13 protein-coding genes, 1 rRNA gene and 1 other RNA gene are annotated in these 12,949 nt (G+C 46.3%); all 15 read left to right on the top strand.

What is annotated here, in order from left to right:
• Nucleotides 1–291: 291 nt before the first annotated feature.
• Nucleotides 292–1,896: a CTP synthase gene (locus GON05_RS05770; RefSeq protein ID WP_181646500.1), complete on the top strand. Its 1,605-nt coding sequence runs from the start codon at nucleotides 292–294 to the stop codon at nucleotides 1,894–1,896.
• Between the two features lie 156 nt (nucleotides 1,897–2,052).
• The gene (locus GON05_RS05765) at nucleotides 2,053–2,445 is read left to right on the top strand and encodes a response regulator (RefSeq protein ID WP_079418635.1); all 393 of its coding nucleotides are present in this window, start codon (nucleotides 2,053–2,055) and stop codon (nucleotides 2,443–2,445) included.
• Between the two features lie 132 nt (nucleotides 2,446–2,577).
• Nucleotides 2,578–3,432, top strand: a complete 855-nt coding sequence (gene fba, locus GON05_RS05760; RefSeq protein WP_157318258.1) for a class II fructose-1,6-bisphosphate aldolase — start codon at nucleotides 2,578–2,580, stop codon at nucleotides 3,430–3,432.
• Nucleotides 3,433–3,705: 273 nt separating this feature from the next.
• Nucleotides 3,706–4,965 carry a UDP-N-acetylglucosamine 1-carboxyvinyltransferase gene (locus tag GON05_RS05755; RefSeq protein ID WP_127457668.1) on the top strand — a complete coding sequence of 420 codons (1,260 nt, stop codon included), beginning with the start codon at nucleotides 3,706–3,708 and terminating at the stop codon, nucleotides 4,963–4,965.
• A 69-nt stretch (nucleotides 4,966–5,034) separates the two neighbouring features.
• A complete protein-coding gene (gene rho / locus GON05_RS05750) occupies nucleotides 5,035–6,339 on the top strand; it encodes a transcription termination factor Rho (protein ID WP_157318257.1) in 1,305 nt (434 codons plus the stop codon).
• A gap of 43 nt (nucleotides 6,340–6,382) precedes the next feature.
• A complete protein-coding gene (locus tag GON05_RS05745) occupies nucleotides 6,383–7,657 on the top strand; it encodes a radical SAM family protein (protein WP_157318256.1) in 1,275 nt (424 codons plus the stop codon).
• A gap of 128 nt (nucleotides 7,658–7,785) precedes the next feature.
• Nucleotides 7,786–7,983, top strand: coding sequence for a 50S ribosomal protein L31 (rpmE, locus tag GON05_RS05740; protein WP_029197218.1), 198 nt, complete (start codon nucleotides 7,786–7,788; stop codon nucleotides 7,981–7,983).
• 91 nt (nucleotides 7,984–8,074) lie between these two features.
• Nucleotides 8,075–8,488, top strand: a complete 414-nt coding sequence (locus tag GON05_RS05735) for a hypothetical protein (protein WP_157318255.1) — start codon at nucleotides 8,075–8,077, stop codon at nucleotides 8,486–8,488.
• Between the two features lie 67 nt (nucleotides 8,489–8,555).
• Nucleotides 8,556–8,819, top strand: an RNA gene (gene ffs / locus GON05_RS05730) — signal recognition particle sRNA large type.
• A 174-nt stretch (nucleotides 8,820–8,993) separates the two neighbouring features.
• Nucleotides 8,994–10,730, top strand: a complete 1,737-nt coding sequence (dnaX, locus tag GON05_RS05725; RefSeq protein ID WP_157318254.1) for a DNA polymerase III subunit gamma/tau — start codon at nucleotides 8,994–8,996, stop codon at nucleotides 10,728–10,730.
• 24 nt (nucleotides 10,731–10,754) lie between these two features.
• A complete protein-coding gene (locus tag GON05_RS05720; RefSeq protein ID WP_127457621.1) occupies nucleotides 10,755–11,066 on the top strand; it encodes a YbaB/EbfC family nucleoid-associated protein in 312 nt (103 codons plus the stop codon).
• Between the two features lie 45 nt (nucleotides 11,067–11,111).
• Nucleotides 11,112–11,708, top strand: a complete 597-nt coding sequence (recR, locus tag GON05_RS05715; protein ID WP_127457620.1) for a recombination mediator RecR — start codon at nucleotides 11,112–11,114, stop codon at nucleotides 11,706–11,708.
• Nucleotides 11,709–11,849: 141 nt separating this feature from the next.
• The gene (locus GON05_RS05710) at nucleotides 11,850–12,137 is read left to right on the top strand and encodes a DUF2508 family protein (protein WP_127457619.1); all 288 of its coding nucleotides are present in this window, start codon (nucleotides 11,850–11,852) and stop codon (nucleotides 12,135–12,137) included.
• Nucleotides 12,138–12,139: 2 nt separating this feature from the next.
• The gene (locus GON05_RS05705) at nucleotides 12,140–12,409 is read left to right on the top strand and encodes a pro-sigmaK processing inhibitor BofA family protein (protein ID WP_309492121.1); all 270 of its coding nucleotides are present in this window, start codon (nucleotides 12,140–12,142) and stop codon (nucleotides 12,407–12,409) included.
• A gap of 292 nt (nucleotides 12,410–12,701) precedes the next feature.
• Nucleotides 12,702–12,949: ribosomal RNA gene (locus GON05_RS05700) — 16S ribosomal RNA — on the top strand; the annotation flags it as partial.

Here is a 12,949-nt window from a genome sequence, read left to right as displayed (position 1 = left end):
ATTGCATGGGCTTTAAAAGAATCTTAACAAATCGCGCAAGCGTTCAAAAAGTGCCCCGTCTACTCACGGGTGTCACTTTTTTTTGTTTTCAGGCTGTTTTTTTCACCAGATTTTCATGAAAACCCTCATTTAGTAGACACTAAATTTGAGGCAGTGGCACCACGACAACGATAGCGAATGCTTACGCTGTAAGCTTTTTGCATAGAAAGACACAGGCCGGTGATCTGGCACTACTAAACGTATGCGTACGTTGCAATTTTTCAACTAAAAAACTATTAGGAGGCGTACATAGTGACAAAATACATTTTCGTTACGGGGGGCGTAGTTTCATCCCTTGGCAAAGGAATTACTGCAGCTTCCTTAGGAAGATTGCTGAAGAACAGAGGTCTGAAAGTTACGATTCAAAAGTTTGATCCGTACATCAACGTGGATCCAGGGACAATGAGTCCTTATCAGCATGGTGAAGTTTTCGTAACCGATGACGGAGCTGAAACGGATTTGGATTTAGGCCATTATGAGCGTTTCATCGATATCAACCTGTCCAAAAGCTCGAACGTGACTTCAGGCAAGGTGTACTCTTCCGTTATTACCAAAGAGCGTAGAGGGGAATATCTCGGGGGTACGGTTCAAGTTATTCCACACATTACGAATGAAATCAAAGATCGTGTATTGCGAGCGGGCCGTGAGGCACAATCCGACGTTGTTATTACTGAAATCGGCGGAACCGTTGGCGATATCGAGAGCCTTCCTTTCTTGGAAGCTATCCGTCAAATGAAAAATGATATCGGCCGCGAGAATGTGATGTATATTCACGTTACGCTGATTCCTTATATCAAAGCTGCAGGTGAAGTGAAAACAAAACCGACACAGCACAGTGTGAAAGAACTGCGCGGCTTAGGCATTCAGCCTCACGTTATTGTTTGCCGTACTGAGCATTCTTTGACAGAAGATATGAAGCGTAAGCTTGCCTTATTCTGTGACATTGATCCAGCCGCTGTGATCGAGTGTAAAGATGCAGAAACACTTTACGAAGTGCCAATGATGCTTCGCGAACAAGGACTTGACGATTATGTCGTTAACCATTTGAAGCTCAAAACGAATGAACCGGACATGACCGAGTGGGAAAGTCTTGTTCGTAAAGTGAAATCCTTGACGAAGAAGACAGAAATCGCCATTGTCGGGAAATATGTTGCTTTGCATGATGCTTATTTGAGCATTGTTGAAGCGCTTGGACATGCCGGCATTGATAACGACTCCGAGATCAACATTCGTTGGGTAAATGCGGAAGAAATTTATGACCACAACGTGGATGATCTGCTTTCCGGCGTACAAGGTATCTTGGTGCCAGGCGGTTTCGGCGATCGTGGTATTGAAGGTAAAGTATCTGCTATTCGTTATGCTCGCGAGAAGAAAATTCCTTTCTTCGGCATTTGCTTGGGTATGCAGGTGGCTGTTATTGAGTATGCGCGTTCTGTTTCAGGTTTGGATGGAGCGAATTCCTCCGAGATTAATCCGACTACAGCTTATCCGGTTATCGATCTTCTTCCAGAACAGAAGGATATTGAGAATTTGGGCGGTACTATGCGCCTTGGACTATATCCATGCAAAATTGTTCCAGGTTCATTGGCGGAGAAATGCTACAATGATGAACTTGTTTACGAGAGACATCGTCACCGGTATGAGTTCAACAATGAATACCGCGAATTGATCGAATCCGCTGGTTTGCGCATTTCCGGTACGTCCCCGGACGGCCGTTTGGTCGAAATGGTGGAGCTTCCAGGCCACCCTTGGTTCTTGGCGGTACAGTTCCATCCGGAATTCACATCCCGTCCGAACCGTCCACAGCCGCTATTCCGTGAATTCGTGAAGGCTGCTCAAGGAATTGCGCGTAGCTAACTCGCTATGTGAACTACCTCCTGTAAAACAACTTATTTGTAAAAGTTTTCAATTTGGTTCTCTCTCGTGAAGGAAAACGGAAATGAATAGCGAATACGTTATGTATCTGTGAAGTGCAGGGGATTTGTTATTCGTTTTCGGGAGGGAACTAGGCGGATGAAGAAAAAGGTACTGATTGTCGATGATCAAAATGGAATTCGCGTACTGCTAATGGAGGTTTTTAGCAACGAAGGATACGATACTTATCAAGCCTCTAATGGTAAATTGGCTTTAGAAATCGTCAAAAATTCTTCGCCGGACCTACTATTACTGGACATGAAAATTCCCGGTATGGATGGCCTAGATATTCTCAAGCACGTTAAAGCAATCGATGCCTCGATCAAAGTGATCATGATGACAGCTTATGGTGAGCTGGATATGATTAAAGAAGCGACGGACCTGGGTGCTATCATGCATTTCACGAAGCCTTTTGACATTGATGAGTTGCGGATGGCGGTTAATATGCAGTTAAATAATGAGTCAAGCAGTGGTTTTGCCGTGGGATCCTAGTCATAGGGTCTTTTTTTGTGGCTGAGAAGCGTGGGCTTGGTTATCATTTGAAAGTATATGTGCTATAATAACTCAGGTATGACAAGAGCGGTCTACGCAAAACTACAAAAAGGTTCTAGGAGGAAGAGAAACATGGCATTGGTTTCAATGAATGAGTTTTTACCTAAAGCAAAAGCGAACAAATTCGCGGTGGGTCAATTTAACATGAACAACCTTGAGTTCGCTCAAGCGATTGTGGATGCTGCAATCGAACTGAAATCCCCTTTCATTTACGGTGTTAGCGAAGGCGCACTGAAATATATGGGTATCGAATTTACAGTAGCAATTGCTGAAGCTGCAGCCAAAAAATCCGGTCTGCCGATCGCTTTGCACTTGGATCACGGCAGCTCCTTTGAAGTAGCAATGAAATGTATCCGCGCAGGATTCAGCTCCGTTATGTTCGACGGTTCACACTACTCTTTCGAAGAAAACATCCGTTTGACGAAAGAAGTTGTTAAAGCGGCTCGTGCAATGGGCGTATCCGTTGAAGGTGAGCTTGGAACAATCGGTGGTGTTGAGGATGACATCTCCGTAGACGAAGAGCACGCTAACCTTGCAAAACCTGAAGAAGCTATCCGCTTCTACGAAGAGACAGGCGTTGACTGTTTGGCAATCGCAGTAGGTACAGCACATGGTATGTACGCTGGCGAGCCTAACATCCATTTTGACATTATCGAGCAAGTTTCCAAAGCAATCCCAGTTCCAGTTGTATTGCACGGTGGTTCGGGTGTTCCTGACGAAATGATTCGTAAATCGATCGCTGCAGGCGTTGGTAAAATCAATGTTAACACAGAGAACCAAGTAGCATGCACAGAAACGATCCGCGCAGTTCTGAACAAGGACGCAAAAATTTATGATCCTCGTAAATATCTAACCCCAGCTCGTAACGCAATGGTCGAAGTTGTAAAATCCAAAATTCAATTGTTCGGAAGCAGCAACCAAGCTTAATTATAATTGTATAGATGCAGTGGGAAATGCCGCAAGACGCAAACGGAGGATGCGAAATGTCCGCCGTTTGCATGCTTGCGGGCGTTTCCTTCTTCTATTTTTTGTCTTCAGTTGTTACTAGGACTGTAAGCGTTTTTCTTATGGATATCCTTTTTTCCTTTTATTTGTTCATGTTCATTTGAGTAGATTGTGATACAATTTTGGTTGCAATTCGCGTTTAGGTTGAGGAGTTTGCGTTACAGGAAGGCACCTGGATTTAGGGGGAGAATCATGTTGGAGAAATTAATGGTGGTCGGGGGACGTCCACTACGAGGGACTGTTCAAATTAGCGGAGCTAAGAATAGTGCGGTTGCACTTATTCCAGCTGCGATTCTTGCTGAAACGCCGGTAACGTTGGATAATCTGCCGCATTTAAGCGATGTGGCTACATATACAGAAATTTTGACGGATTTAGGGGCTACCATCGACTGGAACGAAGATCGGATGACGATCGATCCTAGCAGAATGAAGTCTCTTCCAATGCCTAATGGAAAAGTTAAGAAGTTAAGAGCTTCCTATTATTTGATGGGAGCGCTGCTCGGAAGGTTCGGGGAAGCGAATATCGGTTTGCCGGGCGGATGCAATTTTGAACCACGTCCAATCGATTTGCATATCAAAGGTTTTGAGGCTTTAGGGGCTGAAGTAAGCAATGAGAATGGCGCATTAAGAATTCGGGCCAAAGAGCTGCGTGGAGCTAAGATTTACTTGGATATGGCGAGCGTAGGGGCTACGATCAACATTATGTTGGCGGCTTCACGTGCCAAGGGCAATACAATTATTGAAAATGCGGCGAAAGAGCCTGAAATTATAGATGTAGCTACATTGTTGAACTCGATGGGTGCAAGAATCAAGGGTGCTGGTACCGATACCATTCGGATCGAAGGGGTAACGGAGATGCATGGCTGCCGCCATTCCATCATTCCTGACCGGATTCAAGCGGGAACGTATATGATTGCAGCAGCTGCTACGCGCGGCGATGTGACTGTAGATAACGTCATTCCTAAACATATGGAAGCATTAACAGCGAAACTTCAAGAAATGGGTGTACATATCTATGAGATGGATGAATCCATTCGTGTAGTAGGTCAGCCTGAGTATTCTAGCGTCGATGTAAAAGCATTAATTTACCCAGGGTTTGCAACAGATTTGCAATCTCCAATGGCAAGCCTATTGTGCCAAGCTAGAGGAGTTAGTATACTAACGGATCATGTTTACAGCAATCGTTTCAAGCACATTCCTGAGCTCGTGCGGATGGGCGCTAAGATGAAGGTCGAGGGGCGCTCCGCCATTATCGAAGGCTCCGAGCTTAGCTCGGCGAAGGTTCGGGCAACGGATTTGCGAGCAGGAGCATCCCTAGTGCTTGCCGGTCTTAGCGTAAGAACTGGCGGTATCACTGAGGTGTCCGGGGTAGAGTTTATTGACCGTGGGTATGAGAACTTAGTCTTCAATTTATCTTCACTGGGTGCCGAGGTTTGGCGCGAGAGCGAGGAGTAAGGAATAAAGTTCCAGACAACAGGCAATGCTAGAATCCAATTGAAAATTTAATAGTTTGGTGGTTGAATCATGAGCATGCAGCTTGCTGAGCTTGAAGTACTCAAGCTTACTGAATTATATAAACTAGCTAAGAAACATCAGATTCCATATTACGGTACGCTGAAGAAAAAAGAACTCATCTTTGCAATTTTACGTGCACAAGCTGCTGAAAGTGGTCTAATGTTTATGCAAGGTGTCCTCGAAATCCTTCAAGAGGGCTTTGGTTTCTTGCGTCCAATTAACTATCTTCCAAGCTCAGAAGACATTTATATTTCTGCTTCCCAGATTCGCAAATTTGATTTGCGCTCCGGGGATATTGTTTCAGGCAAATGCCGTCCTCCTAAAGAGAATGAGCGCTATTTCGGGCTTCTTCAGGTTGAAGCGGTTAATGGCGAGAAACCGGAAACAGCTGCTGAGCGGCTTCATTTCCCGGCCTTGACGCCACTCTATCCGGATACGCGTATTACGCTTGAAACAGAGCCTAACAAAGTTTCCATGCGCATCATGGATTTGCTTGCGCCTGTAGGTTTAGGCCAGCGTGGATTGATTGTTGCGCCTCCCAAAGCAGGTAAAACATTGCTGCTCAAAGAAATTGCCAACAGTATTTCTACGAACTACCCTGACATTGAGCTTTTCGTTCTGTTGATCGATGAGCGTCCGGAGGAAGTTACGGACATGCAGCGTTCTGTGAAAGGAGAAGTTGTTGCTTCTACTTTTGACGAGCTGCCTGAGAATCATATTAAAGTTGCTGAATTAGTCCTGGAACGCGCTATGCGTTTAGTTGAACATAAGAAAGACGTTGTTATTTTGCTGGACAGCATCACTCGTTTGGCTAGGGCTTACAACCTTGTAGTTCCGCCAACAGGCCGGACACTATCCGGTGGTATTGATCCTGGCGCATTTCATCGTCCGAAGCGTTTCTTCGGTGCTGCCCGTAATATCGAGGAAGGCGGCAGCTTAACAATTCTCGCTACAGCACTTGTGGAGACGGGTTCGCGTATGGACGACGTCATCTACGAGGAATTTAAAGGGACAGGTAATCTTGAGCTGCATCTGGATCGTAAAATGGCGGAACGCCGTATTTTCCCTGCTATCGATATTCGCAGATCCGGTACGCGCCGCGAAGAGGCGTTGCTGAGCAAAGACGAACTCGAGAAGGTATGGGCGCTCCGCAAAGGCATGAACGATTCGCACGAATACACCGAGTCCTTCATCAAAAAACTTGCCGAAACGAAAACGAATCAAGAGTTCCTGGATTCTTTGGCTTCTCCATCGACAGGCGCTTCAACGTCAACAGGGGCAAGCAAAGGAAAAGTGAAAAACTCAGCATCTTAAGGAGATGCGGAAGATGCGTTAACGCATAAAGAGGAGTACCGTTATGAATTTGGTTTATTCAGACTCACAAGGAAACGTTTTTGACCACCCGGATTTTTTGGCGCTTGGTCGAAATGCTGAAATGATAACAGAAATTATGGAAGACGAATTGATTCCGCTGCCCGAAGGGGCGACGCTTGTCAGTCTTCCTTTTACACGGCCAGTAGGCATAGATGCTGAGACTGGCGATATGAAGCTGGTGCCAGGCGATTATCATGCTGTGGGTGCACTGTTGCCGCAGGGGTTTACCCGCCTGCTGCTTCCTGGTTACGTCAAATCCGACAAGACCAAGGCGCTGCCGCTGTTCGGTTATACGGCTGTTGTATGGAAGGATGATGCCTTCTATGTAGCTGCTCGACTATCGGATAATCCCTACTTCTGGAATCCGATTCATTGCGATGTGACGGAGCTGGAGTCCCAGGTCAAAACCTTGACGGCCAAGTATCCGGAAAACCGCTTGTACGCGCACTTATCCAACTGCGCACTCGGTTATGAGTGCCTGACCGCTTCGAATACCTTCCTGCAGCGTTGGGAAGGCGCTGTTCCGGTCTCCTATTCCTGTAACGCAGGCTGCTTCGGATGTATATCGGAACAACCGGATGAGAGCGGCTTTGTGGCTCCGCAGACGCGTATGAATTTTAAGCCTCAGATCGAAGAGATCACGCAAATCATGCTGGAGCATCTACGCACGCCTGATAGCATCATCTCCTTCGGACAAGGGTGTGAAGGTGAGCCTAGTACACAAGCGGCGCTTATTATTCCGGCTATCAAGCAGGTTCGTGAGCAAACGAAGATGGGCTACATCAACATCAACACGAATGCAGGGCTGACAGACCATATCCGTGGCATCGTAGACGCCGGGCTTGACCTGATGCGTGTGAGTACGATCAGTGCTTTGGACGATCACTACAACGCCTATTACAAGCCTAGAGCTTATACGCTGAAAAATGTAGAGAAATCTCTTCGCTATGCAACGGACAAAGGTGTCATTACTTCCATCAATTATCTTGTTTTCCCTGGAGTAACGGATCGGGAAGAAGAGATTGAGGCTATGATCGAATTCGTGCGAAGAACGGGATTAAAATTAATTCAATTGCGCAACCTGAATATTGACCCTGAAAGTTATTTGGGGATTATCCCTAAGGCTCGGGGCGAGCTGCTTGGCATGAAGCAAATGATTGAGATTTTCGAGCAGGAATTGCCGGATGTTGTGCTTGGATCTTACTCGCATACGCCAAAGTTCTACGCCAGCGACAGAAATACGACAATGGTTCTCTAAGTTAGGGGTTTCCACTCGTTTTTCCATTGCATTCGAACTTGCGAATATGCTACAATGCAAAAGTACCTAAGGTACGTCCATTAACTCTGATTCAGCAAATGATTCAGGGCGGAAAGAGGTGAACCAACATGAAAGCAGGTATTCATCCTACTTATCATGCAACCACAGTGACTTGCGCTTGTGGTAATGTGTTCGAAACGGGTTCAATCAAGCAAAATCTTCGCGTTGAGATTTGCTCCAATTGCCATCCTTTCTACACTGGTAAACAAAAGTTTATCGATGTAGGCGGCCGTGTCGACAAGTTCAAAAAGAAATACGGAATCTAATTGGTATCAATTACTTTGCTGCCAATCAGCATAAGACGTCCTCCCTTGGTCATCCTAAGTTTAGACTTAGAGTCCAATGGGAGGTGTTTTTATGTTCAAAGGTATGCGAAGAATAACCTTAGCCATCCTGCTTACCATGAGCTTGGCCGGGTGCGGCATCAATTCGAGTAACAAAAACCCGCCGCAGACGGATACGGGCAATTATAAAGCGCAAAATTACAAGCGGGACGGGTATTTGGGCATCACCAATGTGAATCCAAACGACCCGCTGAATCCTACGTATCATCACTACGAGGATGATTCGAATTTAATGAAAAATGTGCTCGCACAGTTTCAAGGAATCGAGAAGTCCAATATTGCCATCAACGGACCTAATGCTCGTGTGAAAATAAAAGCAAAGCCGAACTTGACGGCGGCACAAGTTGAAGAGCTTCGCTCTCAAGTGCAAAACGCTTTTGATACCAATATGCCGCGTTACAAAACAACGGTGAAAATGTCGAGGTGATCAAGGCGATCAGGTATATTTTCCCCCTTAGTTGCTATTTACAGGTGAATCAGCTATACTATTTTTACTGTGCTAGACGGGGAGGTAGCGGTGCCCTGTAACTCGCAATCCGCTGTAGCGGGGTTGAATTCCTGTTAGCGGTACTGTGATGTGAGGTCTGGCTCTTACACGTGGTGTTGAGAGTTGGGTCCTTCGCAATGAATGCTCATGAACCCGGTCAGGTCTGGAAGGAAGCAGCCGTAAGTGAGATGTTTCATGTGCCGAGGGGCTGCCTGACTTGAGCTAACGATAAGAGTTCGCTTGTATCACTTTATCAATAACAGGTGCACGGTTTATAATGTAATCTCATATGACTTTGAACTTGGACGCCTTCTTTTGAGGCGTTTTTTATTTTGTCTATCCGCATCAGATCTGGATTCCATGTTTGATCCTCTATTTCATCCCCTGTTGCGATATAGTATAATGGATTCAGCATTCCACGCAGGGATTAATGGAGAGGAACACTATGGCACATATTGCTCTATATCGAACGTGGAGGTCTCAGACGTTTCGTGAGGTTGTCGGTCAGAAACATATCACGCAGACACTGCAGAATTCTTTGCGAGAAAATCGCCTTACCCATGCTTATTTGTTCAACGGACCACGGGGAACAGGGAAGACAAGTACGGCCAAAATATTAGCCAAAGCAGTTAACTGCTTAAACGGTCCAGCTGAAGAGCCGTGCAATGCTTGCTCTGCCTGTGAACGCATCACGGATGGCGCTGTCATGGATGTCGTTGAGATTGACGCTGCTTCTAACCGCGGTGTTGAAGAAATTCGGGATATTCGGGATAAAGTCAAGTATGCTCCTACCGAAGTCAGACAGAAGGTCTATATCATCGATGAAGTGCACATGCTGACTACAGAGGCTTTCAACGCACTGCTCAAAACACTTGAAGAGCCGCCGGCCCATGTGATGTTCATACTAGCGACGACGGAGCCGCATAAGATTCCGGCAACGATTATTTCTCGCTGTCAGCGCTTTGATTTTCGCCGTGTTTCGATGGATGATCAGGTGCAGCGGCTGAAATATATTTGTGATCAGGAGCAGATTTCCATTAACGAGGAAGCGCTCCATTATATTGCGAGATTGTCCGATGGCGGGATGCGCGATGCGCTCAGCCTTCTGGATCAAGCGACCTCCTTTGCAACAGGGGAAGTGCAGCTCTCGGACATATTGTCCATCACCGGCGGGGTGGCTTCCGATCAATTCAAGAAGCTCGTGCTTTGTATCAAAGACAAGAACCTTGGCGCCGCGCTAGAGCTAATTGATACGTTCATGCAGGAAGGTAAAAGCGCAGACAAATGCATCGAGAATTTGATTAATTATTTCCGCGATTTGCTCATGGTTCGTATGGTGCCGAATTCGCCGGTCATTACAGAACGCGTGTTCGATATGCGCGAGCTCAGTGAAATTGCCAGCCATTTTACGCCAAACGAAATGATGGGCATGATAGAAATACTGAATCACTATCAGAGTGAGATGAAGTATTCCGTCCAGCCCCAAACCCTGCTCGAGATTTCAATTATGAAAATGTGCGGCGGTCATAGCGGCGAAGGACATACGGCTGTCAGCGCAGGGGCAGATCCGGGAAGCCGGATGCCGCAAGGCGATCTTTTTGCTCAAATGACCCAGAAGCTCAAACAACTTGAAGATCAGATAGCAGGACTGTTAAAATCGGGAGTATCGGGTGCGGCCGTTGAAACGAAACCAGCTCCCAAAATGCCGGTGGCCTCTGCGCCGTCCAAGAAGTCAGGGATTAAGCTCGATGGGTACCTGAAGGCCTCGGAAGGTCCGGATACCAAGGCAGCTCTAATGAAATGGAGTCAAGTACTGGGTCTGGTCAAGGAGAAAAAGATTACTGTCCATGCTTGGTTTGTGAACGGTGATCTGGTCTCGATGCTCGATGATGTGGTATTGGTTGCGTTCAAGAATGAAATGCACCGTAACACCACAGAGAAACCGGAGAACAAACTCATTATCGAGCAAGTGCTCAGCTCAGTATTCGGCAAGTCCATGCGCTTGCTTACGGTTATGCGCAAGGAGTGGGACGACGCCAAGAGTGATGCGACTACCAGCGCGCCTGAAGTTCTGGAGCTTGTGGCGGAAGAAGGCAGCCCGGGATCTCCTCCCAAAGAGGAGTGGATCTCAGAAGCAATTCAACTGTTTGGCGAAGATTTAGTGACCATTAAAGAAGACTAAACTAAATACAAAGGAGCAAACAAAATGAATAACATGAACCAAATGATGAAACAAGTGAAGAAAATGCAAGAGCAAATGATGAAGGCTCAAGAAGAACTGGGCACGAAAATCATTGAAGGCACAGCTGGCGGCGGCGTTGTTACTTGTACAGTGAATGGACACAAGAAAGTACAAAGCATCACAATCAAGCCTGAAGCGGTTGATCCGGATGATGTTGAAATGCTGCAAGACCTTGTGCTTACAGCTGTCAATGACGCGATGACCAAAGCGGAAGAAATCGCGAACAAAGATATGGGCAAATTCACAGGTGGCATGAACATCCCTGGTTTGTTCTAATCACAACCATGAGCTACGATTCTGAAAGATGAGGGAGAACTTCCTTTGTACTACCCCGAACCGATTTCTAAGTTAATCGACGCTTTCTCCCGCCTGCCGGGGGTAGGCCCCAAGACGGCGGGACGCCTTGCTTTTCATGTACTTCGTATGAAAGAAGAAGATGTGATTGATTTTGCGAAGGCGCTCGTCAACGTAAAAAGAAACCTCCACTACTGTTCCGTCTGCTGCAACATTACCGATGTCGATCCTTGCCGGATCTGTCAAGATAAGAACAGGGATGGTTCTGTCATTTGCGTCGTACAGGAGCCTAAGGACTTGGTTGCTTTGGAACGCACCAAAGAATTCGAAGGCTATTATCATGTCCTGCATGGGGCAATTTCCCCTATGGAAGGGATCGGACCCGATCAAATTCATATCGCCGAGTTACTCAAGCGGTTAGGGGATGAAACCGTACAGGAATTAATTTTGGCCACGAACCCGAATATTGAAGGTGAAGCTACAGCCATGTACCTGTCTCGGTTAGTGAAGCCGTTTGGCCTGAAGGTTACGCGTATCGCGCACGGACTGCCTGTTGGCGGAGATTTGGAATATGCCGATGAAGTAACACTGTCCAAAGCCATGGAAGGCCGCAGGGAATTATAAATACCCGTTAATCATGCAAAAGGGAGCTGCAGAGCTCTCTTTTTTTGTTTCGCGAAAAGAAGTGCATAGTTCTATTTGCTCTATTTCCCCCATAAGCATAAGGGTAGATTAACCCGTATTTGGGGTCATGGAGGTTTGCTGATGAGACCAGCTCTGTTAGGTATGCACGGAAGGAAGAATCCACAGACGAAAAAAGGGGCAAAAGAGGAACTTCTGCGGGACAAGCAATTGCTGCTGCAAGAGATCCGTTCGGCACATGCGAATTGGGTGGCAGCTCAGGCGCATTTTGAGTTTGCCTTGGACAAGGATCAGATTGACTATGCCATCTATGCGATGGAGGCGGCTGAGAAGAGATTTGAAATGCTCATCAAGCAGGCTAAAAGGCTAAATCTGAGCATGATTGACACTGATCGATTACTGGAGGTGTAGACGTGTATATTAAATATGCGGTATGGGGATTACTCATACTATCCTCACTATTGCTGCTGGTTACCGTATTGCGTAACAGAGGGGCTGGCAGATTATTGTCTGGTCTGACGTTAAATGTTGTTGTAGCAGCCTTCCTGCTATATGCTTTAAATTTGCTGAGCACCTATACACAGGTGGATTTGCCGATTAATACAGCTACACTAGGAACAGTAACGGTGCTAGGTGTACCGGGTGTTCTTCTGCTTGTTGGATTAAAACTGACCTTGTTATAGGTGGAAGGAAAATACAGTTGTCATATGGGTTGACTCGGAAGCGGCATCTATGTTATCTTATAAAAGTTGCCGCTGAGACATGCGGGAATAACGAGTAACTTGAGAAAAACAAGTTGCAAAACTAAAGTTAGTATGGTATATTGAACTTCCGGCTTTCGAAAGAGAGCGGATAGGACAAGAGTTCTTGATCTTTGAAAACTGAACAACGAGTGAGTAAGCACAGTCGAGTAATCGACTATAAATGAGATTGCAAAATCTCGCTAGCAAGTCAATGAGTACAATCAGCTTTTCTATTATGGAGAGTTTGATCCTGGCTCAGGACGAACGCTGGCGGCGTGCCTAATACATGCAAGTCGAGCGGAGCACTTCGGTGCTTAGCGGCGGACGGGTGAGTAACACGTAGGCAACCTGCCTATAAGACTGGGATAACTATCGGAAACGATAGCTAAGACCGGATAACTGGTTTTCTCGCATGAGAGAGTCATGAAACACGGAGCAATCTGTGGCTTATAGATGGGCCTGCGGCGCATTAGCTAGTTG

The sequence above is a fragment of the Paenibacillus anseongensis genome (assembly GCF_009757995.1).
Taxonomy (GTDB): domain Bacteria; phylum Bacillota; class Bacilli; order Paenibacillales; family NBRC-103111; genus Paenibacillus_E; species Paenibacillus_E chondroitinus.
The sequence above is the reverse complement of the archived record's forward strand: the minus strand, read 5'-3'. Positions and strand labels throughout refer to the sequence as shown.